Here is a 24790-nt window from a genome sequence, read left to right on the forward strand (position 1 = left end):
ATTGTTATCCCTCCTTATTTCCATCCGCCACCCAGGGCGCGGTAAATATGGGTCACTGCACTGAATTGCTGTTCGCGGGTCTCTACCAGGTCCAACCTGGATTCCAGTGCATCCCGCTGTGTCATCAGCACTTCCAGGTAGTCGGCGCGCGCAGCCTTGTATAATTCATTGGATACGGTGATGGATCTTGCCAGCGCATCAACCTCCTTTTTCTTCAGCTGGTATTTCTGTTCCAGGTTGCTGATGTTAGAAAGCTCATTGGATACTTCCCGTACGGCATTTAAAATGGTCTTCTCGTATTCATACAGGGCCTGCTGCTGGCGGGCATCGGCGCTGTTAAACTCCGCCTTGATGGCATTTTTATTGATCAGCGGCCCGGCCAGTTCACCTGCGAGGGAAAACAAAACGGATTCCGGCAGCCTGGCGAGATAAGAAGGTTTGAATGCCTGCAATCCTACAGCAGCAGAAATATCCAATGACGGATAAAAAGCTGCCCGGGCTACTTTCACATCCAGGCGTGCAGCTGCCAGCGCCAGCTCTGCCTGCCGGATATCGGGCCGGTTGGCCAGTAATTGTGAAGGGATGCCGGTACTTACCTGTTGTGGCAATGCGGTAAGAAAACCACCGGAAGACCGCTCTACCGGCTGTGGATTGCGCCCCAGCAGAAAGTTGATCTTATTCTCTCCTTCCTTTATCTGCTGTAAGATTTCGTATTCCCGGCTTTGCGAATTCAGCACTTCGGCTTCAAATTTTTTGACCGCCAGCTCCGTTGCCCTTGCGGCTTCTTTCTGGACTTTTACTATTTCCAGTCCATTCTTTTGTAGCTGTATGCTTTCCTTTACAATGACCAGCTGGTTATCCAGTCCCAGCAGCTCATAGTAGGTATCTGCAATTTCTGCAATGAGGTTGGTTATTACAAAATTTTTCCCTTCCACGGTGGCCAGGTAGCGGTCTGTTGCCGCCTGTTTGCCATTGCGGAGTTTTTTCCAGATGTCGGCCTCCCAGGTGGCATAAAGCCCCAGTTCATGGTCGGGCAAAATATCCGGCACCTCTTTTCCCGGTTCTATATCGGTGGAGGCATCTCCTGCACCCTGGCTGGTATAACGGCCTACTTTTTCTATCCCGCTTCCTGCTTTTGCAATAACACTGGGCAGCAGCTCTCCTTTCTTTACACGGATATCATTGCGTGCAATTTCTATTTCCTGAAGGGTGCCCAGCAGCTCCCGGTTATTGTGCAGTGCAGTATCCACCAGTTTTAAAAGATACGGATCCGCAAAGAAATCCTGCCATTTTACGGCAGCGCTGTTCAGCGTATCGGCCGCTGGCGCTTCAAAAGACGCCGGTGGCTCAGTTGTTATTCCGTGGTTCACCACTGCAGGCACTTTACAGCTTTCAATGCCTGTAAGAACAAGGGCGGCTGTACCGATAAGATATTTCTTAATGTTGTTCATGATGATCAATTTCTTCTGTTAACGGATTCTCTTCTTCATCTTCCACAAGGATATGGCGCTCCGATATACGGGCAAAAATGTAGTACAGTCCCGGAATAATAAGCACCCCGAAGATGGTACCAAACAACATACCTCCTGCTGCGGCGGATCCGATGGTATGATTGGCGATCGCTCCCGGACCTGTTGCTATCATCAGCGGAATAACGCCGGCGATAAAGGCAAAGGAGGTCATCAATATCGGACGCAGCCGCGCTGCCGCACCTTCAATGGCGGCCTGCGCGGGTGTATGTCCATCACGATGCCGCTGCACTGCATACTCCACGATCAGTACGGCGTTCTTACCCAGGATACCGATCAGCATTACCATGGCGATCTGCGCATAGATATTGTTTTCCAGCCCGAAGATCTTCAGAAAACAAAAAGCGCCGAAGATCCCGATGGGCAGCGATAACAGAATGGGCAACGGCAGTACAAAACTCTCGTACTGCGCCGACAGTACCAGGTATACGAATACCAGGGAGATCAGGAAGATATAAATGGCCTGGTTGCCCCTGCGCGTCTGGTCTTTGGAGATCCCCGCCCAATCGATACCAAAGCCCCGCGGCAGCTTTTCTTTGGCCACCCTGTTAATGACGTCAATTGCCGTTCCGCTGCTCACACCCGGTGCCGACCCGCCGCTGATCTCAGAAGCATTGTACATATTGTGCCGGGTGATCTCCGACAGGCCATAGGTCTTCTTCATGGTCATAAAGGCCGAATACGGAACCATTTCATCATGGTCGTTCTTTACATAATAGTTAAACACATCTTCCGGCAACTGACGGTACTGCGGTAATGCCTGTACCATTACTTTATAAGGCCGGTCGAATTTGATGAACCCGGTTTCATAGTTACTGCCCACCAACGTGGAAAGGTTGTCCATGGCGTTTTCGATGGACACCCCTTTCTGTTTGGCCTTGTCGTTATCCACCGCCAGCTGGTATTGCGGAAAGCTGGCGCTGTAAAAGGTGAACACCGAGCGCAGCTCGGGTTGTTTGTTCAGTTCTTTTACAAAATCCCGGCTCACCGTTTCCATCAGCTTGTAGTCGCCGGTACCGGCCTTATCCAGCAGCCGCAGTTCAAAGCCTCCGGCCGCGCCATAGCCCGGTACTGCGGGCGGCGGAAAGAATTCCAGCGTAGCCCCTTTAATACCTCTGGCTTTTTCTTCCAGCTCTTCCATGATCTCCTGCATGGAATGTTTGCGCTCGCTCCAGTCTTTCAGGTTGATCAGGCAGGTGCCGGAGTTGGACCCCGTTCCTTCCGATAACACCTCATAACCGGCAGTGGTAGATACCGACTGGATGTCTTCCATCCCTGAAGCAATTTTCTGTAATTCTGCCGCCACGGCATCTGTACGCTCCAGGGTGGAACCGGGTGGGGTTACAATGATGGCATAAAACATTCCCTGATCTTCACCGGGTATAAAACCGGAAGGCACTGAAGTACTGAAACCCCAGGTGCCGGCAATAAAGACCACCAGTATCAGGAACGTGACCGCACGCCGGTTCACAATAAGCGATACCAGTTTTTTATACCAGCCCTGCAAATTATTGAACCAGTTATTAAAACCGTCGATCGCACGGTTCACAACGGTATTTTTCTTTTTCCCATGTGTGTTCTTTAAGATCATGGCACACATGGCTGGTGTGAAGGTAAGCGCCACAATACCGGAGAGGATAATAGCAGTTGCCATGGTAACAGAAAATTGCCGGTAGAACACCCCCACAGGGCCCGACATAAAGGCGATAGGGATAAATACCGCAGCCATAATCAGCGTGATGGCAATGATGGCGCCTCCTATTTCCTTCATCGCCGCCATGGTAGCAGCTTTGGGCTTGAGCCCCTCGCTTTCCATCTTCGCATGAACAGCCTCCACCACCACAATGGCGTCATCCACTACGATACCGATCGCAAGCACCAGCGCGAAAAGCGTGATCAGGTTTAACGTGATACCCAGGAACTGCATAAAAAAGAACGTGCCGATCAATGAAATAGGAACAGCCAGGATGGGAATAAGTGTCGACCGCCAGTCGCCCAGGAACAGGAATACCACAAATCCTACAAGGATAAAAGCTTCCACCAGGGTGTGCACCACTTTTTCCATGGAGGCGTCCAGGAACTTGGATACATCATAGCTGAGCTCATAATGCATGCCTTTGGGGAAGGAGGATTCCTGGATCTCTTTCAGTTTGGCCTTTACATTTTTGATCACCTCACTGGCGTTACTTCCATAGGATTGTTTGATCACAATGGCCGCCGAAGTGCGCCCGTTCAGCTTTGAATAGATATTATAAAATGCGCTTCCCAGCTCAATATCGGCAATGTCTTTCAGATGGAGCAATTGCCCGTCGGGACCGGTTTTCAGCACTATGTTCTCATAATCCTCTTTCTTATTGTAGCGACCGGTATATTTGAGCACATATTCAAATGCCTGTGATTTTTTGCCCGAGCTCTCCCCCAGCCGGCCCGGAGAGGCTTCCAGACTCTGATCGCCCAGTGCTTCCATCACTTCATTGGCGGTGATCTTATACGCCAGCATCCGGTCGGGCTTCAGCCACACCCGCATGGAGTATTCCTTGTCGCCCAGGATGTCTGCGAATCCCACGCCATTTACCCGTTTCAGTTCTGCAAGCAGGTTCAGGTCGGCAAAATTGTATATAAAATTACCGTCCAGCTTGGGATCATCGCTGTACAGGTTCACATACATCAGCATGTTGGATTCCTCACGTGTGATCTTTACTCCTTCACGTACTACCAGCGGCGGGAGTTTGTTTACCACTGCGGCCACCCGGTTCTGAACGTTTACAGATGCCAGGTTGGGATCGGTGCCCAGTTCAAAAACCACCTGGATGCTGGCTTCCCCGTCGTTACCGGCATCGGAGGCCATATACTTCATACCCGGAATCCCGTTGATGGCCTGTTCCAGGGGGATAACAACCGCTTTGATCATCAGCTCACTATTGGCTCCGGGATATTCGGCCGTTACGTTCACCTTGGGCGGTGATACAGATGGGAACTGGGTTACCGGCAATTGGGTCAATGCCAGGATACCCAGAAAAAGTATGATCAACGAAATAACAATAGAAAGTACGGGCCTGTTAATAAATTTACTAAACATAAAAACTGTTTTGGAATACCATCATTTTATTGGTTCAGGAGTTGTAGTTTGCTGACCACCTGATCAGGTGCCGTGTAGGCCGGCTTTATTTTCTGATCTTCTTTAATGGTCTGTAATCCTTCCAGCAGGATGTGGTCGTTTTCGGAAAGACCGCTGTCGACCACATATAAATTGGGCAGCTCATACTTCACCGTGATATTTCTGGACCGTACCTTGTTGTTTTTATCCACGACATATACATAGATCTTATCCTGTAGTTCATAAGTGGCCTTTTGCGGGATCACCAATGCATTTTTCAGCGGGATCTGCATCAGCACCTTACCGGTTTCACCATGTTTTAAAAGCCCTTCAGGATTCGGGAATTTTGCGCGGAAGGCAATATTGCCTGTGGTGTTGTCAAACTCGCCTTCAATGGTTTCGATCATTCCGGGGTATTTGTAGCGTTCCGCGTTGGCCAGTGTAAGCGCCAGCGGGGTTTTGGTGGTACCGGTGGTATCCGTTTTAAAGTTGAGGTATTCACTTTCCGACACATTGAAATAGGCATAGATCCCGCTGTTATCGGATAAAGTGGTCAGCAGCGTGCCTTCGTCGATAAGGCTTCCCTGTTTGAACCGGATCCGGTCGATGACCCCGCTAAAGGGCGCGCGGATATCCGTAAATGATAAATGCGTTCCGGCAAGGGCCATTTCGGCCTTGGCCACATCATACTTTGCTTTGGACAATGCAAGCTCATTCTGAGAAACGATCTCTTTATCGGCCAGCAGATGGGTGTTCTGCATCTCCAGCTCGGCGGAATGTGCTTCAGCCTTTGCCTTCTGGTATTCCGCCTGGTAAATCCTGGGCATGATGCGAAACAACAGCTGACCTGCCTTAACATACTGCCCCTCGTCCACATAACTCTTTTCCAGGTATCCCTTTTCCTGTGCGCGTACCTCCACATTGCGCAACGATTGTAACTGGGATACATATTCTTTTACATAAGTGGTATCCATTTTTAACGGACTGGTAACGGAAAAGGATTCCGGCTCCGTTTTTTCTTCTTTGTTCGACTTACAGCTTGTTGTCCCGTATGTGATCATGCACAAGCTGATCAGCAATGCTATTCTGTTCATTGTTGAAATGGGAATTTTTAAATAATGCCGGCTGTTTTCAGCAGGTAGACTGAAAGCTGCCGGAAGCGGCATTGTCCGCCGGATCTATCATCACCGGAACAACAGCCTTTTAAAAGGCAGTAGCCGGCAATAACCTGTTTCCGGCCCGTAAGGTATTGCCGGGGTTGGTAATTTTGATTTATGTATTTTGTAAAATGCAGAAGCTTTCTCTTAAAAGAGCACTTCTTTATACCTCCATGCAGGGTGTCTGACACAGGACAGGACCTGTCATACACGTATGGAACGGAAAAAAATGTATTTCTCCTGTGTTAAGTAAGTGAGATAAGGTGGCTGGCAGGGTTTCCCCTCAGAAAAATTCCTGTAGTGGTTGGTGATCCAGCTGAAGACCCATTGGGGAAGATCGGCAAAAGAATGCTCATACAGGCCCGGCGCAGCATCTTCCTCTTTATCGTCCGTCCGATCCCAGAACAGATCAGGGGGAAGGACAGGAAGATCCGGTGTAGCGGTATAACAACCGGCATCTTTTTGGAGGGATATACGAGCAGAAGAAGCAGGAACCGCCTTTTGCGTTGAATTAAATAATAAAAATCCCCCGGCAAAAAGCAGACTGTAAACAAATATTAATACACTGCCCCGCTTCATAAAACCGTAAAATTACTGGTTCCCGGGGTTTTCAGAAAAATTTGTTTTCAATTTAATTATTTTATAACAGTTGTGTGCATCACAGTTAAATTATAACAGGTATCAAGAACAGGACACCCTTATTTTTTTTCAATGGTCAGGGCGCCGCTGGGGCACCGGTATACCTGCTCTGTGATCTGCGCTGCCGGAGCGCCGTTTATATCCACCCATTTTTTTTCCTTTGGCCGGAAAACCTGTGGCAGTTCTTTCCAGCAACGGGTGGCATGCTGACAAAGCTCCGGCTGCCACACTACGGCAATCGTTTCATTTTGATAGACGATCTTCCTGGTATTTTCCGGATCCCGCTGTATAAATGTGCGGACACTGACCTGGTTTTCCAGGATCTTTGATATCGGGCAGGCTTTGGCAATCTCCTGCAAACGCAGTTTTTGATCATCCGGTACCGGTTGAGGGAAATAAATATCCCGGTCGATGACCGTGATCGTATTTCCGTCTTTTATTTCGCTGTACATATTGGTATTGACCCGGATCTCCGGTATATCCCACCCTTTGCGCTCAATATACATACGCAATGTGATCAGCGTACAGGAAGCCAGCGAGGAAAGCAGCAAGGTATAGGGATCCGGGCCGCTGTCCTGTCCACCCTGACTTACAGGTTCATCGGCAATAAAGCCACCGTTGCGCCAGGTGATGGTGCACCTGTATTTCTCCATACCGATGCCGGCGTTTACCGGTTTTTCAAATTTATATTTCATATGCTTTTAAATTAACGGCAAACTACATCATTTCTTTCTTTTCGGAGTTAATCCAGATTAAGCGGTTTTATCCCTAACGGTAAAAGTTGCAACAATTACCCATAATGATGTAACAGCGCAGCAGCGGATCGGGGCGAAATTTGTACTCTAAACTTTTTAAAATTATAGTTATGAAAACAATTCGGATCTCTATTCCTGATATGCAAAGTGCCCACTGCCAGGCCCGCGTTCAGCAGGCGCTCAGCGGCATTGAAGGCGTTGCTGTAAAAGAAATAAAAGCCGGCGAGGCAGGTGTTATCCTTCATGATGTGCAACAACAGACGGCCGTTACCCAGGCCATTGAAAAAGCGGGATATGCTATAGCCGGTATTGCAACCGGAGCAGAAGATGACGGTGCCGTGCTGAGCTTTAAAACCAATATCAATTGCGGGGGGTGTGTCGCTTCCGTAAAACCGGCACTCGACGGCAACAACGGTATTGCCGAATGGCATGTGGACACGGCGAGCAGGGACAAGATCCTTACCGTTAAAACTGCGGGGGCTACCGCAGAAAATATTATCGATACAGTTAAAAGTACCGGGTTTAGAATAGAGCCTGTTCAATAATAATAACACTCGAGTTAAGCCCGTCTAAAAATCATGATCATATGAACCCTACACATCATCCTGCAAGCAATACTATAAAAATGCAGCTCCTGGCGGTACCGGAGCCGGTAACAAGCGGCAGGGAAGTACAACTTTCTTTTAAACCGGTCAGCGATTCAGCCCCGGGTACAGCGGTACCGCTGGCACTCCGGCATGAAGCAGCATTTCATCTTATCGTACTGGACGCATCCCTTTCCTGGTTCCGGCACCTCCATCCGGAGTTGCAGCCCGACGGCAGTTACCGGATAGCGGTCACCTTTCCCTATGGGGGCAGCTATCTCTTATATGCCGATTATCAGCCGGAAGGATTTTCACCCATCGTTGATAAGATCGTTCTTGAGGTGGGCGGGGCAGTTGGCACACCGCCAGAAGCCGCCGGGGAACAGCTGACAGCGGTTACGGGCGCACTTACCGCCCGCATTGAGCCGGATGCGCCGTTACAGACCGGAGCTGCCACCCTGCTTCCCATCAGCATCCTGCGGGAAGGAAGTAGGCTGTCAGCAGCAGACATCACACCCTATCTGGGAGCTGTGGCACATGTAATACTGATTCATAAAACGGATAGGGATTTCCTGCACATCCATCCTGAACCTGGTGTTAAAATCCCCGTTATCGGACACACACAGTTTGACAAACCGGGTATATACCGGATGTGGGTTCAGTTTAATGTGGACGGGGTGCTGCACACGGCAGATTTTACCCTTGATGTAAAAGAAGGAAATCATGCAGCGGCGCCCCTTGCCCATCAGGGCCATCATCATCACGGGTAAAACCGGACCACTACCTTTTATCGGAGCCGCAATAAGCCGTGAATATTTCACGGTTTATTTTTTAATGATCCCTCAAAAAATTAATCAGCCCGTTAAAAAGAAACAGAATATCTTGCGGATGAAACTTTTTCGTGCATGCAACGATACAGGAACCTTCTTTTCTATGTGTTAACGGTCGCAGCTGCTATTGCGGTCATCTGGTGGATCCTTACCATGGGCAGTCACCTGCAATCGGAAAAAAATATCAAATCCATTATCGAGAGCAAACCGGCATTGGGTATTCCCTTTACTGCCGTGCTCCGGCACAATATCCGGGAGCCGCTGGCCATTCTGCTGTTGCAGATCTTTGTGATCCTTCTCGCCGGGGCAATCATGGGCTTTTTATTTAAAAAACTAAAGCAGCCGCGGGTCATCGGGGAAATGGCGGCCGGTATTTTACTGGGGGCATCCTTCCTTGGATATTATTTCCCCGAAGTATCTTCCTTCGTCTTTCCGCCCCAATCCCTTGGTAACCTCAACCTGCTCAGTCAGATCGGTCTGGTGCTTTTTATGTTTATCGTGGGACTGGAGCTGGACCTCTCCCTGCTAAAAGGAAAGACCAATGCTGCTGTAATGATCAGTCATACCAGTATCATCGTCCCCTTTACACTGGGCGTGGCTACCGCCTATTTCACCTACCGGCAGCTCGCGCCGGCAGGCGTACAGTTTATCTCTTATGCGCTGTTCATCGGCATCTCGCTGAGCATTACGGCGTTTCCTGTGCTGGCACGCATCATACAGGAACGCAATCTGTCAAAGACCAATCTTGGTGTACTGGCGATCACCTGCGCTGCTGCGGATGATGTAACAGCCTGGTGCATCCTGGCGTTGGTGATCGCTGTTGTAAAAGCCGGATCCGCCTGGAGCGCCCTGTATACGATCCTGTTATCCGTCGCCTATATCCTGGTGATGATAAAAATATTGCGGCCCCTGCTGGGGAATTATTATAAAAAACAAAACAGCCGGCTCACGGTGCCCTTTATTGCGGTATGTATGATCATTCTGATCGCCTCCGCCTATCTTACGGATGCGATTGGCATTCATGCCCTGTTCGGGGCATTTGTTGCCGGGATGATCATGCCGGCGGATATGGACTTCCGCGCACAGCTGATCGAAAAAATTGAAAGCGTGGCCCTGCTCCTGCTGCTGCCGCTGTTCTTTGTTTCCACGGGTCTGAAGACCCAGATCGGACTGCTGAATACCACGGCGCTCTGGACGATTTGTATCGTTATTTTTATTATTGCCGTCATCGCTAAATTCGGTGCCAGCGCCGTCGCTGCCCGGTTCACGGGACAATCCTGGAGCGAAAGCCTTCAGCTGGGTGCGCTGATGAATACCCGTGGGCTCACCGAATTGGTGGTATTGAATATCGGGTATGACCTGGGTGTGATCTCACAGGAGATCTTTACGATCCTGGTGATCATGGCCCTGTCTACCACATTGATGACCGGGCCCGCATTGAACCGGATCCAAAAACTGTTCAACTCTTCAGAAAAGGCCGGGGCATAGCGCAGTAATTCAGGCGCCATATATACGGAACCGGATCTTAGATGTCATAATTATATAATAACAAACGCTAAAAACAGGATGCTATGAAAACATATCGAACCCCGCTTATCCTTTGCCTGGCCCTGGGAAGTATTTTTTACGCCTGCGGCAACCGGCAGGAACCTCTGGTACAACCGGCCACACACGCTGATTCCGCTACTCCGGGTGATAAAACTGCAGCAAATAAAAAGCTGGTCCTCGATTTTTATCAGAAAATGTTCGGAGATAAAGACCTGACAGCAGTAGACCAGTATATTGCCCCGGGATACATACAGCACAACCCTACGGTTGCGGATGGCGCAGCAGCCTTTAAAAAAGCTGCCGCTGAATGGTTCAAAGGTGCTCCAAAAACAACCATCGATGTACAACATGCAGCTGCCGAGGGAGATCTGGTATTCCTGCATTTGAAGAATAAAAAGCCGGACGGGCGCATTACCTCAACCGTCGATATTTTCCGCCTGGAACATGGAAAGATCGTGGAGCACTGGGATGTACACCAGGATGTGCCCGAAAAAGCCGCCAACCCTCATCCGATGTTTTAACCATGTATCCGCTATTATAAGGAAGGCATGGCGCTCTTTTTTCTAAAAAGCACTTATTTCTTTTTCGTTGTGCCTCATCAATAAAATCTGGCTGAACGGATGATTTAACATTTTAATGACTAGTCATCAATGATTAATCACTAAATTTGAGGCATTCAGTCACTATTAAACTATTTTGGTATGAAACGATTTGAAAATAAAGTAGCTTTTATTACCGGTGGTAATTCCGGCATCGGAAAAGCGGCCGCCATGCTCATCGCCCGTGAAGGCGCAAAAGTGGTGATCGCGGATCTGAAAAAGAATGAAACTGTATTGGATGAAATCCACAGCCAGGGAACCGACGTGCTTTTTGTTCCCTGTGATGTTGCTGACCCCGGCGTACTTGAGCAGGCGATCAACGAAACGGTGAAAACTTTTGGAAGTCTGGATGTGGCCCTGAACAATGCCGGTATAGTGGACGCCGCTCCCATTCATGAAAAAACAACAGAAGAATGGAACCGGGTATTGAACATCAACCTCAGCGGCGTTTTTCACGGGATGAAATACCAGATCGCCCAGATGCGCCGGCAGCCTGCCGGAGGTTCGATTGTGAATATGGGATCGATCATGAGCCAGGTGGCTGAGTCAGGTATTGCTGCTTATGCGGCTTCAAAACACGGCCTCGTGGGGCTTACAAAAGTAGCGGCACTGGAAAATGCGACCAGTAATATCCGTGTTAATGCTATCGGACCCGGGTATATCGAAACGCCTCTATTAATGGATAACGCAGCAGGTGGCAGTGAATACAGGAGCTATATGGAATCAAAACATGCCATGAAGCGCCTGGGCAAACCGGAAGAGATCGCAACGGCTTTTCTTTTCCTGGCCTCTGAAGATGCCAGTTTTTGCACCGGGGTTTACCTGCCGGTAGATGGAGGATACCTCATCCAATAAGCGGGCCTGCATTATCTTTGGGTATGGTCAAAAAAACAATAACCGGCGACGGAATGCTGCCCCCCCGCAGAAAACTGGGCATTAACCTGGTACATACGTTCAATTGGGTCTATGAGCGGTCGCAGCTTTTTTTTGCAGGTTACGGGCTTACCTCACAGCAATACAATGTGCTGAAGATCCTGTATGATGCGGGGCAGCCATTATCAACATCAGAGATCCTGGAGGAGATGATAGAGAAAAATGCAGGTGTATCGCGCCTGGTTGACCGGCTGATCCAGAAACAGCTGATGCAGAAAGAAATGAGCGCGACCGATAAACGGCGTATCGATGCCTCTCTGACGGAAAAAGGGACGCTTCTTTACCTCGAAGTGACGCACCACCTGAAAAAAGTAGATGCTGTATACCGGGCCCTTACCGATAAGGAAGTGGCAACCCTGAACAGGCTGTTGGATAAGATAAGAACAGCGTAATTATCATACAGCGCATTTTTTCCCTGATTACAGATTTTTCCCGCTAAGCTGCGGGCAGTCGCTGCCATTATAAAAAATGCGCCTATCTTTGAACTTTTTATAAATTGCCTTGTTTTAAGGTGTTATCACAAACAACCACGGGTGTTGCGGAAACTGACCATATTACTTGTTTTTGTTTTTTACAGCCTGGCTTCTTTTGGGGTCAGTCTGAATTTCTTTTACTGTTGCGGCAAGTTAAAAGAGGTTTCCCTGAAGCCACAGTCTTCTGAAACAAAGGACTGCCCGGTAAAAAAAGGTAAAAACTGCTGTGAAAATAAAACAGTAGGAGCAAAAGTATCCGTGGATCAAAAAACGAACGGATCGCCTGTTCTTGTGCTGGCGCAGCCCGCCGGTATCTCTATTACCCCTCCTTCCCTCTTCGGCAATGTACCGGAGCGCCCCTTCATTACATTTCTGACCGGCCCGGTCGCAGATCCTCCGGAATCCCAACCTGAAGCGCGTTCCATTCTTTTCAGTGTTTTTAGAATTTAGAGAAAACAACTTTTCTGTTGACAGGCTGGTGTATTCCGGTCCTGTGTTGTTGTATACTGCTTTTTTCTAAAAACAAATTTCATGAACCACAAATATCTTATTCTTATTTTAACCCTGCTGATCACCAGGATCAGCTTTGCTCAGAAAAATATAAAGACAGCCACTTTTAAAGTACTGGGTGCCTGTGAAATGTGTAAGGAACGAATTGAAACTGCCGTACTGGATCATAAGGCCCGAACCGCAAAATGGGATGCTGTTTCCCAGCTGCTTTCAGTAAGCTATGACCCCGCAAAGACCAGCGAAGAAAAGATCCTGAAAGCCGTGGCAGATGCCGGTCATGACAACGAGCGTTTTAAGGCTGCGGACGCAATTTACCAGGCGCTGCCCGCCTGCTGTCATTATCAACGGGATACCGGTCCGGCAGCTGCAAAGGAAAAACACATGATCACCGGAGTGGTGCTGGAAGAGACTGCTAAAGGAAAGATCAATCCCATTTCAAATGCCACCGTAAAAAGCCTGCATTCCAGCCAGCACTTCGTAACAGACAGCACCGGGGTATTCCGGCTGGAAACCGACCTTCCCACACATATTGCCATCAGTTATGTGGGCTTTCAATCGGATACGATCAGTGTGAAAACCCCGGAGATGCTCACGATCATTCTGAAAAATTCTTCTACCGGGGACCTGAAAGAAGTAATTGTAAGTTCAAGAAACCCCTCCACTTTTGTTTCCACAATGAGCATCCTCAATACGCTGAACATGGGCGCAAAGGAGCTGACAAAGGCCGCTTGTTGTAATCTTTCCGAAAGTTTTGAGACCAGCCCCTCTGTGGATGTCAGCTACAGCGATGCGGTTACCGGGGTAAAACAGATCCAGCTGCTGGGCCTTTCCGGCAATTACACGCAGCTGCTTACGGAGAATGCACCGGAGACAAAAGGGCTGACGGCACAGTACGGGTTAACTTATATCCCGGGGCCCTGGATCGAGGGCATCCAGCTTACGAAGGGTACGGGATCGGTAGTGAACGGTTATGAAAGTATCGCCGGGCAGATCAATGTGGAAGAAAAGAAACCGGATAATTCGGAACAGTTGCTGGTGAATGCCTACGTCAATACGATGGGGCGCCTGGAGGCGAATATCAACACCGCACACAAGCTCAATGATAAATGGAGCATGGCCTTGCTGACGCATGGTAATTACAGCGATAAAAAGATCGATCACAATATGGATGGATTTAAAGACCTGCCCACCGGATCGCAATGGAATGTGATCAACCGCTGGAAGTACATGGATAATAATGGCTGGATCGTGCAGCTGGCACTGAAGGCCCTGCAGGATAAGCGTTATGCAGGCCAGGTGGATTTCGACCGGAACCAGGACCGGCTTACCACCAACCATTACGGCGTTGGTATTGATGCGGAACAGTACGGATTTACCGGTAAGGTAGGCTATGTGTTCCCGCGGCACAAGTATAAAAGCCTGGGGCTGATCCTGTCGGCCACGCAATACAGTAATGATGCGTATTATGGCCTTACACAATACAGCGGCAAACAAAAAAACCTGTATGGTAACCTGATCTATCAGTCCATTATCGGTACCACGGATCACAAATTCAGGACCGGGTTCAGCTTCTCCAATGAAAACTATAACGAAACGTTCAACCAGCGTATTTTCAAACGCAACGAGATTGTTCCCGGTGCATTCTTTGAGTATACCTATACCGCCTCAGATAAATTTACCGCTATTGCCGGGCTGCGGATGGATCATCACAACCAGTACGGGTTCATTACCACGCCACGTCTGCATTTGAAATATGATTTCAATCCGAAAACCAACCTGAGGCTGTCCGGCGGATCGGGTTTCCGTGTCAGCAATCTTTTTGCCGAGAACGTGGGGGTTTTTGTAAGCGCGCGGAAGTACGAGATCCTGAATCCCACTACTACCTATGGTTACGGACTGGATCCGGAAAAAGCCTGGAATTACGGACTGAATTTTATCCACCATTTCAAACTTAACAACCGTAACGGATCGATCGCACTGGATGCTTACCAGACCCGCTTCCGGAATCAGACAGTGGCCGATATGGACGCCGATCCGCAGGCCATCCGGTTTTATAATTTAAAAGGCAGGTCGGTTTCCAGCAGCATCCAGGCGGAGCTGAACTATGAACTGTTGCGGAAACTGGACCTCCGTATGGCTTACCGCTGGCTGGAAGTGCAGACCCAGTACAACCAGGGATTGCTGGATAAGCCCTTTACCGCAAAACACCGGGCCTTCATCAACCTGGCTTATGAAACCCGCAACAAATGGAAATTTGATTATACCACGCAGTGGCTGAGCCGGAAACGTATCCCCAATACGGCTTCCAACCCGGCGGATAAGCAAATGGACGCTTATTCGCCATCCTTCTTCCAGATGGCCGCGCAGGTCAGCAAACAGTTCAGCAAGCAATGGGAGGTTTATATCGGAGGGGAAAACCTTACCAATTATGTGCAGGAATACCGGATCATTGATGCGCAGGCTCCGTTCAGTCCGTACTTTGACGGTTCCCTGATCTGGGGGCCGGTAACCGGCAGAATGGTTTATGCCGGGTTCCGTTTCCGCATTCCATAAGTTTCTTTTTCGTTAAAATAGATCAGAAATACCCGATCTGGTGCAGGCGACCCGTAATTGGCACGGGATTGGTTCTATCTGTACAGGTAACCACCCATTATTTAATCACCTTTAAAACAACTACTATGGAAGAAAACAAAGAGTCGTTCCTGGACAAAGCCAAAGAAACATTATCCGACCTGAAAGAAAAAGCAGGGGAAGCATGGGATAAAACAAAGGACAAACTGGAAGATGCCTGGGATGCTACCAAAGACAAAGCCGAGGATCTGAAGGATTCGATCAAAGAAAAGATCGATGATGTGCGCAACAAGGACGAAGAGCCCGGACAAAATGCCAATGTGGAGAAAGCACAGGAAAAAGTTGCGGATGCCGAGACCTTTATTAAAGAAAAACTGGATGACGCAAAAGAAGGCGCTGAAAATCTTGCAGGCAAGGCGGAGCAAAAACTGGACGATCTGAAAAATAAAGAATAGCTATATACCCACTTGTTCCGGAGCCGCCCCAACGGGCGGCTCTTTTTGTGCCTGACTGTACCGGAAAGCATGTTTCAACGCGAAAAAAAACCTTATCCCCACTGGAAGTAACTGCATTTTCTTAAATTGCCTTATGGATACTTCACTTATTGATGAGTTAAATGATAAACCCTCCCGTAAAAAATTGCTGTACCCTGTTAATACAGAGCTGTCGGCTTATTTAAAACACCAGGGACGGGAAGTGAAGTTGCCGGTGTCGCACCGGGACCTGCTCAATTTTACCTGGTCCATTCCCATTAAAGACCAGGACGGAAATTATACCCATTGGGAAAAAGCCATCTATGATAAGCGCGACTGGGATTTTCTAAAGGAAGGACTGGTAAAGATCTATGCCATTTTAAAAACCGAGGGTGACATGACCTTTGCGGACCAGCTGGATGTGGCCCGTATCGATTATTGCAATTTTGGCAATTCCCTTCCCTTCCGGGTCCGCATCATCAATAAATTCAATGCCAATTTTGATCATTATTATATGAAGATCACGGATGCTTCACGCATCTACGGACTGGAAATGGAGCACATCCTCTCCCCCAACCGGATCACTTTTTACACGGATGGCGGTACCCTGGTGGAAGAACATATCCCCGGTTTGCCCGGAGACGTATTTCTCAATCATTATTTAGACCTCCCGGAGACCAATAAAACACGTTTTGCAAAGGAGTTTGTCAAGTTCAATGAGCGTTGTTTTGTACGGCTGCTGGGTGATATGCGGAGCTATAATTTTGTGATCGTTAGCACTCCGGATATTGAAGGTTATCAGTACCGTATCCGGGCCATTGATTTCGACCAGCAGAGCTATGAAGGAAGGAAAAGTTTATATATGCCGCAATTCTTTAAGGAAAACAACCGGTTCGTACAAACGGTGCTCAGTCACCTGAACAAGGAATCCATCGAGCAGTACAAAGCCGAAGAGCGCTCAGCAATGGCTTTCCGGGTGGCGGCCGGCCGTTTCCGGCTTATGGAGCTGTTGAATATTATGTCGCGTGATACCATTTCCCCTATTGCCAAGCAGAAACAGCTGGCCGAGCAACTGAACCAACACTTTAATACAGGCGCCTTTAATCGTTGCAATTCAATGGGTCAGATTCTGAAGCTGCATCTTAAATACATGCTCCGGGAGAACCTGAAACTGATCCAGGAAAAGACAAAAGCGCTTAAAAAGCCGGTATTCCAGCCTGTTACCAGAAATATTGGAAAATAGTCAATATATTGACAGGAATAGCAAAAAATTTCTCAGGAATAGTTAACTTAGCGCCTCGCAAAACAAAAAATACAGTTGTTTTTAAAATTTTAATGAATGAGTAAATACAGAGCCGGGGTTTTATTTGGCAAAGAGCTGGAAGACCTCTACAATGACGCAAAAGACAATCAGTTTGCATTACCTGCGGTAAACGTAGTGGGAACCGACAGTGTAAATGCTGTTTTAGAAACCGCAGCAAAAGTAAACTCCCCTGTTATGATCCAGTTCAGCAACGGCGGGGCGCAGTTCTTTGCGGGTAAAGGCATGCCGAACGACAAGTTACAGGCGAATATTTCCGGTGCCATCAGTGGTGCCCTGCATGTGCACAATGTAGCCAAATATTATGGCGTTCCTGTGGTGCTGCATACCGACCATGCTGCAAAAAAATGGTTACCCTGGATCAGCGCGCTGATCGATGCCGGCGAACAATATCATAAAGAAAAAGGCCAGCCGCTTTACAGCTCTCACATGCTGGATCTGAGCGAAGAGCCGATCAATGAGAACATTGAGACCTCTGTTGAATATTTCAAACGCATGGCGCCCCTGGGCATGAGCATTGAAATCGAACTGGGTGTTACCGGTGGCGAAGAAGATGGTGTGGACAATACAGATGTTGATAACTCAAAACTGTATACACAACCGGAAGATGTGGCGCAGGCTTATGAAGCACTAAGCAAAGTTGGTAATCTCTTTACTGTAGCCGCTGCGTTTGGTAATGTGCATGGTGTTTACAAACCCGGTAACGTGGTGCTGACACCAACCATCCTGGACAACAGTCAGAAATTCATTCAGCAGAAATTTGGCACCGCTTCCGACAAACCGGTTTACTTTGTATTCCACGGTGGCAGCGGTTCTGAGAAAGCCAAGATCACTGAAGCGATCGGTTACGGAGCTATCAAGATGAACCTGGATACAGATATGCAATGGGCATTTGCAGAAGGTGTGTTCGATTATTACAAAAAGAACGAAGCATATCTGCAGGGTCAGCTGGGTAATCCTGAAGGAGAAGATAAGCCCAACAAAAAATACTATGACCCACGTGTGTGGTTGCGCAAAGGCGAAGAGACGTTTGTAAAACGTCTGGAAGAAGCCTTTGCCGATTTAAACTGTATCGGTAAAAACGCATAGGATCAATATCTATTGAGTGTTGGAAAAGCCCTGCTATGCGGGGCTTTTCTTATTTCCGTGCGCAAACGGGCATAAAAAAAACTGCTCCTTTTCGGGGAGCAGCCTTAAAATAGATTATAGCATTTACCTGCTTACAAACTTTTATCATCCGCTTCTTCCGGGCTCTTGCCATCCAGTACGTATACTTTTACCGGAACAATCCCTCTTTCTGTAGAAGCGATCTTCTTGAAAGCGGAGCGGCTGAGGTCTACCCGGCCTTTCATATGTGGCGCCATCCGGTCGTTCACCACTACTTCCACTTTTTTACCGGTGGATTTGTTTACTACCAGCAAACGGGTACCCAGTTTATAAATATTGGAAGCGGCCGTCATAAGATGATCCCAGTAAGTTTCACCCGTTGCGGTTTTACGTCCATTGAAGCTTTTACTGTAAAAGGTTGCTTTTGCATTGGTTCCTTCCCCACTTTGAGAGAAGCCGGCCATAGAAATAGCCATAAGGGTTACAAAGATTATAATTCTTTTCATGTAACAGGTTTAAGTTAAACAATAACTTCCAGAGAATTTGTTTCCGGGGAAGTTTGAACACAGCAGCTCAAGGCGCACTGTGAACTTTTTTGAAACAGACCTCGTGATCTGTTTTACTGAATTACACGAACTGGTTGCCAAACCAGATACGCAAGAAAGATGCGAAGTTACACCATTCCTGCCGGAATTCCAAGCAAAGATGCTAACAGTTGTTAATAAATATATATAAAAAAGTGAGAAAGTGAAAAGCGGGTTCACCCGGTAAAAATATATAACCTGCTTATAGCAAGCTGATTAAACATGATGGTCTTATTCTTAAATACAGTTGAAATGGCTATAAAAAATTCAAATGTTAAATCTTTACTTTTCGTCGCTGCTGTGGTGTTTTTGCCGGGTGAGGTGTTTAAAACGGCTGAATGTTTCCGGCTTTATATTAAGATAGGAAGCCAGGTATTTTTGCGGTACCCGTTGCAAGATCTCGGGATACTTTTCCACGAAATTCAAAAAACGCTCACGGGGTGTTTGCCGGATCAGGCTGAACTGCCATTTATCCTTTAATACCATGGTATGCTCGGTTACCAGACGACCCAGGCGCTCCAGTGTATGGCTGGCTGCAAATATCCGCTCCAATGCATCATACCGCAGACTTAATACGGCGGTGGGCTCTACGGCGTCAATAAAGTACTCCGAAGGTGTGCGCGTATAAAATGATTCCTGGCTGGAGATCAGGTGGCCTTCGATTGAGATCTGTACAATGATCTCATCCTTGTCCTGTACATAATATTTTCTTAATGTACCGCTTTTAATAAAGTTCATGTATTCCTCGATCTCACCGGCACGGGTAACCACATCCCGCTTATTAAACTCCCGGAGCTCGATGGCCGGAAGCAGTATGTTTTTCACTTCCTCCGGTGAAAGCACCACAAACTGGCGCAGGAAGAGGATAAAGTCATCAATATCGGTTAGGGTTGCGTTCATACGCAAATGTAAGAGAAAAAAAAAGGATGCCCTGTTAAATTGTAGTGGTCTACGGACGGCATGGCTGCAATCGATCCGTTTCATTGGCCGGAGCCGCTGCAGCCCCGGCAGGATACGGGAATATACAGCTCTGAAATAAAAATCCGTTTCGTATGAATTCCGGCAAGAAATATTCTATGAAATCACTAGATTTGCGACTATCACTTTTTATTATTAAATCAAAATAAGATCATGGCCCAGAAAATTAAAGTAGCCAACCCGGTTGTAGAACTGGATGGAGATGAGATGACAAGGATTATTTGGAAATTTATTAAAGACAAACTGATTCTCCCTTATGTAGAGGTAGATATTAAATATTACGATCTCGGAGTAGAACACCGTGATGCTACAGATGACCAGGTTACTATTGATGCAGCCAATGCGATTAAAGAACACGGCGTCGGCATCAAATGCGCCACCATCACACCGGATGAAGCACGGGTAAAAGAATTTAACCTGAAACAAATGTGGAAGAGCCCGAATGGCACCATCCGTAATATCCTGGATGGTACCGTATTTCGCGAGCCTATTGTGATCAGCAATATCCCCCGCCTGGTTACCAACTGGACCGCTCCTATCATTGTGGGACGTCATGCTTTCGGTGATCAATACCGCGCCACCGATACCGTGATCAAAGGGAAAGGCAAGCTGACCATGACCTTTACTCCGGAAGATGGCGGCGAAGCTCAAACATTTGAAGTATATAATTTCAAGGGGGATGGTGTGGCCATGAGCATGTACAATACGGATGAAAGCATTAAGGGTTTTGCAAGAAGCTGTTTCAATATGGCACTGAGCAAAAAATGGCCATTATACCTTTCTACCAAAAATACCATCCTGAAAAAATACGATGGCCGTTTTAAAGACATTTTCCAGGAGATCTACGAAAATGAATTCAAAGCCGAATTCGAAAAAGCAGGTATTACTTACGAACACCGCCTGATCGATGACATGGTGGCCAGCGCTTTAAAATGGAATGGCAATTTTGTATGGGCCTGTAAGAACTACGATGGCGACGTACAAAGTGACACCGTAGCACAGGGCTTTGGGTCCCTGGGGCTGATGACCTCCGTACTGGTAACCCCCGATGGCAAAACGCTGGAGGCGGAAGCCGCACACGGTACGGTAACCCGTCATTACCGCGATCACCAGCAGGGCAAACCCACCAGCACCAACCCGATTGCCAGCATTTTTGCCTGGACAAGAGGACTGGCGTTCCGGGGCAAGCTGGATGGCAACCAGGAGCTGATCGATTTTGCAAACAACCTGGAAACGGTTTGTATCGAAACCGTAGAACAAGGCAAGATGACCAAGGACCTGGCGGTTTGTATCCACGGTTCCAAAGTAAACCACGGTGAGCATTATCTGTACACCGAAGAGTTCTTAGAGGCCATCGATGAGAATCTGAAGAAAAAACTGAACTGATCCGGTTTATAATGATCTGCAAAAAAGCGCACTTTTTATGGTGCGCTTTTTTTATATATTTCAAGAGGGCTTTTTTCGCGGATTGTTTTGCTGCTTGTTGTACATCCTGCGCTCTTCGCTATCGCAAATGATTTATCTGCGCATCTGCTGTACAATAGCGGTACATCTAAAGGAAGTTTACCGGCTTACCGGTGTGTTGTTCATAATGCTTCACGGAGCTTATTAAATTACGGGAAGGTGTTCCGGAGTGCTCCGGCAGGAAATTAAATCCCAGTTCGATCCCGTTCTTCTTCTCCGTCCGCGTCCAGATCCCCGTCAGCTTTTGTTGTTCCATCATCACCGCCCGGAAAATACCATTGCCTACCAGGTTGCCATCGCCGTTAAAAAGCAGTCCGCGGCTTTCGGAATAGCCTACTGTCAGCTCATCATAGGAAGGCAATAAAAAAGAATGAGGGACGGCTTTGGCAGCGGGTAGATCCTGTTCAAACATCCAGTAAGTGCCGCCATTCACAACTGCCGGGGTCAGTTCTTTTTCAATCGCCTTCCATCCCTTCGTTGCATCCGTAGCGGTCAATCCGCTCCACCACGCAAAGTCCTTTAGTGTAGCAGGCCCCCGGGTTTTAAAATAAAGCGCGGCAAGCCGTGCCAGCGCCTCTTCCCTGCCGATGGCCGGAGCGGGCGCCACCCTTTTATCAAAAAGTGTGTATGTAAAACGGCGGCCTTTCCGTTTGCCGCTGCAGATCAGCATTTCGGTCTCCGCCCGTATCAGCAATTGTGTGGCAAGCAGGTTATCGATCTTTATTTTGCGCTGCGCCAGTTTGTCCATGATCTCTTCTTTTGTCAGATCCTCCGTTTCAAGTACCTGCTCCAGTACCTTGCGGGCCTTTGTATACAAGGGAACGGTAAGTCCTGTCTGCTGATCGATATACCGGGCTGCTTTTTGAATGGAGGGTGCGGACAATTCCATCATCCAGCGTACATTGTCGCTGGTCACAAAATGCCAGGTCGGCCGTACCACGTGCAGGCGGATGATGCGGCCTTCGTTAATGGCCTCTTCAATCTGCTGTTCGCCGGGGTCCTGCAACCGCAGGGCAATCGCCCATTTAGCCATCGCATAGTCCTGGGCCTGCACGGCGCCCATATAGTCAACCAGTGTTTCCGGACTGTGCGGCTTCAGACGATTGAGCTGCTGATTGCGTATCCTGTATTGTAGTAGTTCTTTTACGGTCATTGTACCGGCGTTGAAGTGCCGTTCTCAAAAATAGAACAGATCCGGTGATTTATAATAAAAAATGATCCGGAAAGCAATGGGTATCCTGCAAACAAAGGCCGCCCTTTTCAGGACGGCCTGTTCATTCACATACTGATATTGCCGGTCTGTTGCCGCTATAGCAGTTCCTTGAAAAACGGGACAACCCGTTCCTATTTTATGGTATCGTTAGCCAGCTCCGTTTTCCGTTGCTTACGGATGATCATTTGCCAGCAGATAAAGGCCCCGGCGGAAACCAGAAGCCAGAAGACATCAATTAAAAGGATGTCGTGGTGCCCTAACCGGTAGTTATCCCACAGCCAGCTGCCGGTCACCACCCCATTGACCACTGGAATAAAAAGACCTATCACAGCTCCCAGTAACATGCAATCCCTGTTGGTCTTATAAATATTTTTCCTCAGGATCATTAGTATCGCTACTGCCAGCCAGGTCCAGAAATAGAACGGATAAATAAAAGCAGTACCTCCGTCAGGATGAATTTTTACTGCGATAAAAGCGGCGGCCGTCACCGGGAACATGCTGAGACAGATGCCCAGGTAAACATTCACCATCCATTCATTAAATTTCCGTTTCTGCTCGGGTATATTCCTTTTATCCCTTGCCACCAGCCAGATCAGCACTCCCGAAATGATGACCATACAGCCACAGATGCCCAGCAGGAAGTAAAGGATCCTGGTGGCATATCCGCCATAGTTGCCAAAATGGAGGGAGTATACCAGATCCTGCACGGTATCGGTATAGGAGGGGCTTGCAGCGGGATCTTTCTGGGAAACTACCGTGCGCGGCACCACTCCATAGACCACCTCCCCGTTGCTGACAAACTGTTTACCGCGCTTCAGACCGGCATTTACATGCACCTGCATACTTTGATCACCGTAGTTGACCAGTTCAACACTCCGCAGGTCAGCTCCCTCCCATTTCCTGTAGGTTTCCTGTATAAAATAGTTCACATCGGGGCGTTCTTTGAGTGATTGTTTTATCAGGGGCAACTGATGATTGCCATAGCCCATTACGGCAGAAAGCGAATCTTCCTTACCTCCGAAACTATAGGTAGTGGTGGGCTTTGTGAACAAAGGATAGCTGATCAGGAAAAAAGCACCGGTCAGGGCAAAGACAAACAGGAAGGGGAAGCTGATCACGCCCAGCGCTGTATGCAGGTCCGTCCATACGGTTTTTAATTTTTCCCAGGGACGGAATACATAAAAATTGGAGATGATCTTTCTCCAGTGCAGCAACAATCCGGTAATAAGGGCAAACAGGAAGATAAATGCTACGGCACCTGCAATATAATACCCGAGCGGGAATCCGAATTTTGCGATCCCGTTCACCTGCGCCAGGAAATGAAGGCGGTACAGGAATTCACCCAAGTCATACGATTGTTTATATTCTTCCTTTGCATGGGTCTTTATATTCAGGTAAAAAAAACCACCGGCCTTTTTGTTGGCGGTATCCTGCGATCCGGAAACGGATACCCCCAGGCGCGGACTGTGGGGATAGTTATAAAAAGATACATTACGTCCGTAGAGGCCATATTCCCGGTCCAGCGAATCGCAGATCCGGTTGAAATCGACAGCCCTTTTTGCCGCCGCATCATTGGGTATATTCTTTTGCCATGCAGAGATCTCATTTTTAAAAAAAGCAAAAGACCCGGCAAAGAAAATAACGTATAAAACAGCACTGATGATAATGCCGCTGATGGTATGCGTATGAAAATAGATATTATAATTCCGGTTATTCACAAATCACTTTTTAGTCCTTTACAATAAATTCATACAGGTAAGGCAGTACAAAGACAATACTCAGCAGGATGAACCAGCCCCAGATCTTCCATCCGTTTTTTGAAAGGAAGGCCCATATCATCAGGCCACTCCAAAGCAGATAAGTGGAGAAAAAGGCGGTTACCAGCACGCCCTTTTTGTTTAGGAAATACAGCAGGCATAAATGAAAGGTAAACGTAACCAGGTAACCACCGGCAAAGGCGGCTGAAATTTTCAATACACGCTGTCCCGGCGTGCTCATGTATTTCTTATTCGCAGGCATTATCTAAATAAAAAAAGTTCCAGTAAAAAGCTAAGGATGATGAGGAGCACTATGTGCTTTGGCTTTAATGCATTCAGCGGAACCAACGCAACGGTATAACAGGCCGCCGCCATCAACAGCAATACAAATGTAAACACTCCCACACCTGCCCCGTCTTTGATAATAAGGAGGATCAGGCCGGCCAGCAGCAACGCTGCCCCACTCCATCTTGCCTGAAGCGGATGCAGCCGGATCCATTTTTCATAAGATCCACCTGAAGTAAGCTTTGCCTTCCGGGAAGTATCATACTGCTGATAGAATCCCGCAAAACAACATATAATAATTAAAGTATACATTTCAGCCGCGATTTTTTGACCGGTCTGACCGGTGGTCCCTGCTTCTGTTTTTGTTCGTGGATCGCGAAGCG

General features: G+C 47.9%; 23 protein-coding genes. 12 read left to right on the forward strand and 11 right to left on the reverse strand.

From position 1 onward, the window contains the following. Nucleotides 1-14: 14 nt before the first annotated feature. From K7B07_RS23325 to K7B07_RS23345, 5 genes are all read right to left on the reverse strand, one after another. A complete protein-coding gene (locus tag K7B07_RS23325; protein ID WP_223712953.1) occupies nt 15-1451 on the reverse strand; it encodes a TolC family protein in 1437 nt (478 codons plus the stop codon). Beyond that, nucleotides 1438-4608 carry an efflux RND transporter permease subunit gene (locus tag K7B07_RS23330; protein WP_223712954.1) on the reverse strand — a complete coding sequence of 1057 codons (3171 nt, stop codon included), beginning with the start codon at nt 4606-4608 and terminating at the stop codon, nt 1438-1440. The genes K7B07_RS23325 and K7B07_RS23330 overlap by 14 nt, the downstream gene beginning before the upstream one ends. A 26-nt stretch (nt 4609-4634) precedes the next feature. Further along, nucleotides 4635-5720, reverse strand: a complete 1086-nt coding sequence (locus K7B07_RS23335; protein WP_223712955.1) for an efflux RND transporter periplasmic adaptor subunit — start codon at nt 5718-5720, stop codon at nt 4635-4637. Nucleotides 5721-5987: 267 nt separating this feature from the next. Further along, on the reverse strand, nt 5988-6362 hold the full coding sequence (locus K7B07_RS23340; RefSeq protein WP_223712956.1) for a hypothetical protein: 375 nt from the start codon (nt 6360-6362) through the stop codon (nt 5988-5990). A 119-nt stretch (nt 6363-6481) separates the two neighbouring features. Then, nucleotides 6482-7117 (reverse strand): (4Fe-4S)-binding protein, encoded by a 636-nt coding sequence (locus K7B07_RS23345; protein ID WP_223712957.1) that lies wholly within the window; start codon nt 7115-7117, stop codon nt 6482-6484. A gap of 170 nt (nt 7118-7287) precedes the next feature. On the opposite strand from K7B07_RS23345, the gene K7B07_RS23350 reads away from it, so the two are divergent. From K7B07_RS23350 to fbaA, 11 genes are all read left to right on the forward strand, one after another. Beyond that, nucleotides 7288-7722 carry a heavy-metal-associated domain-containing protein gene (locus K7B07_RS23350; RefSeq protein WP_223712958.1) on the forward strand — a complete coding sequence of 145 codons (435 nt, stop codon included), beginning with the start codon at nt 7288-7290 and terminating at the stop codon, nt 7720-7722. Nucleotides 7723-7763: 41 nt separating this feature from the next. Next, nucleotides 7764-8531 (forward strand): hypothetical protein, encoded by a 768-nt coding sequence (locus K7B07_RS23355; RefSeq protein WP_223712959.1) that lies wholly within the window; start codon nt 7764-7766, stop codon nt 8529-8531. Nucleotides 8532-8666: 135 nt separating this feature from the next. After that, a complete protein-coding gene (locus K7B07_RS23360; protein ID WP_223712960.1) occupies nt 8667-10079 on the forward strand; it encodes a cation:proton antiporter domain-containing protein in 1413 nt (470 codons plus the stop codon). Nucleotides 10080-10162: 83 nt separating this feature from the next. Continuing rightward, nucleotides 10163-10660 carry a nuclear transport factor 2 family protein gene (locus tag K7B07_RS23365; protein ID WP_223712961.1) on the forward strand — a complete coding sequence of 166 codons (498 nt, stop codon included), beginning with the start codon at nt 10163-10165 and terminating at the stop codon, nt 10658-10660. A gap of 180 nt (nt 10661-10840) precedes the next feature. After that, entirely contained in the window at nt 10841-11593 is a 753-nt protein-coding gene (locus K7B07_RS23370; RefSeq protein ID WP_223712962.1) for an SDR family NAD(P)-dependent oxidoreductase, read from the forward strand. Nucleotides 11594-11616: 23 nt separating this feature from the next. Continuing rightward, nucleotides 11617-12063: a MarR family winged helix-turn-helix transcriptional regulator gene (locus tag K7B07_RS23375; RefSeq protein ID WP_223712963.1), complete on the forward strand. Its 447-nt coding sequence runs from the start codon at nt 11617-11619 to the stop codon at nt 12061-12063. A gap of 141 nt (nt 12064-12204) precedes the next feature. After that, nucleotides 12205-12594, forward strand: coding sequence for an HYC_CC_PP family protein (locus K7B07_RS23380; protein WP_223712964.1), 390 nt, complete (start codon nt 12205-12207; stop codon nt 12592-12594). Nucleotides 12595-12675: 81 nt separating this feature from the next. Continuing rightward, entirely contained in the window at nt 12676-15207 is a 2532-nt protein-coding gene (locus tag K7B07_RS23385) for a TonB-dependent receptor domain-containing protein (RefSeq protein WP_223712965.1), read from the forward strand. A gap of 125 nt (nt 15208-15332) precedes the next feature. Next, complete coding sequence (locus K7B07_RS23390) at nt 15333-15680, forward strand: YtxH domain-containing protein (protein ID WP_223712966.1); 348 nt, start codon at nt 15333-15335, stop codon at nt 15678-15680. 133 nt (nt 15681-15813) lie between these two features. Then, the gene (locus K7B07_RS23395) at nt 15814-16941 is read left to right on the forward strand and encodes a hypothetical protein (RefSeq protein ID WP_223712967.1); all 1128 of its coding nucleotides are present in this window, start codon (nt 15814-15816) and stop codon (nt 16939-16941) included. A 96-nt stretch (nt 16942-17037) separates the two neighbouring features. Then, the gene (gene fbaA, locus K7B07_RS23400; RefSeq protein WP_223712968.1) at nt 17038-18108 is read left to right on the forward strand and encodes a class II fructose-bisphosphate aldolase; all 1071 of its coding nucleotides are present in this window, start codon (nt 17038-17040) and stop codon (nt 18106-18108) included. A gap of 131 nt (nt 18109-18239) precedes the next feature. Here the strand turns inward: fbaA and K7B07_RS23405 are convergent, their stop codons facing one another. Together K7B07_RS23405 and K7B07_RS23410 are read right to left on the reverse strand one after the other, a co-directional pair. Beyond that, a complete protein-coding gene (locus tag K7B07_RS23405) occupies nt 18240-18632 on the reverse strand; it encodes a septal ring lytic transglycosylase RlpA family protein (protein WP_223712969.1) in 393 nt (130 codons plus the stop codon). A gap of 360 nt (nt 18633-18992) precedes the next feature. Further along, nucleotides 18993-19610: a Crp/Fnr family transcriptional regulator gene (locus K7B07_RS23410; protein ID WP_223712970.1), complete on the reverse strand. Its 618-nt coding sequence runs from the start codon at nt 19608-19610 to the stop codon at nt 18993-18995. A gap of 231 nt (nt 19611-19841) precedes the next feature. Here K7B07_RS23410 and K7B07_RS23415 point away from each other — a divergent pair, with 231 nt between their 5' ends. Then, nucleotides 19842-21074 carry an isocitrate dehydrogenase (NADP(+)) gene (locus K7B07_RS23415; protein ID WP_223712971.1) on the forward strand — a complete coding sequence of 411 codons (1233 nt, stop codon included), beginning with the start codon at nt 19842-19844 and terminating at the stop codon, nt 21072-21074. Nucleotides 21075-21240: 166 nt separating this feature from the next. On the opposite strand, the gene K7B07_RS23420 is transcribed toward K7B07_RS23415, so the two are convergent. The 4 genes from K7B07_RS23420 to K7B07_RS23435 form a co-directional block, all read right to left on the reverse strand. Then, complete coding sequence (locus K7B07_RS23420; protein WP_223712972.1) at nt 21241-22305, reverse strand: winged helix DNA-binding domain-containing protein; 1065 nt, start codon at nt 22303-22305, stop codon at nt 21241-21243. Nucleotides 22306-22496: 191 nt separating this feature from the next. Next, nucleotides 22497-24083 (reverse strand): PepSY-associated TM helix domain-containing protein, encoded by a 1587-nt coding sequence (locus K7B07_RS23425; protein WP_223712973.1) that lies wholly within the window; start codon nt 24081-24083, stop codon nt 22497-22499. Between the two features lie 10 nt (nt 24084-24093). Beyond that, nucleotides 24094-24384 carry a hypothetical protein gene (locus tag K7B07_RS23430; protein WP_223712974.1) on the reverse strand — a complete coding sequence of 97 codons (291 nt, stop codon included), beginning with the start codon at nt 24382-24384 and terminating at the stop codon, nt 24094-24096. After that, nucleotides 24384-24719 (reverse strand): DUF3325 family protein, encoded by a 336-nt coding sequence (locus tag K7B07_RS23435; RefSeq protein ID WP_223712975.1) that lies wholly within the window; start codon nt 24717-24719, stop codon nt 24384-24386. The genes K7B07_RS23430 and K7B07_RS23435 overlap by 1 nt, the downstream gene beginning before the upstream one ends. Nucleotides 24720-24790 lie beyond the last annotated feature (71 nt).

The organism is Niabella beijingensis, from assembly GCF_020034665.1.
Lineage (GTDB): Bacteria > Bacteroidota > Bacteroidia > Chitinophagales > Chitinophagaceae > Niabella > Niabella beijingensis.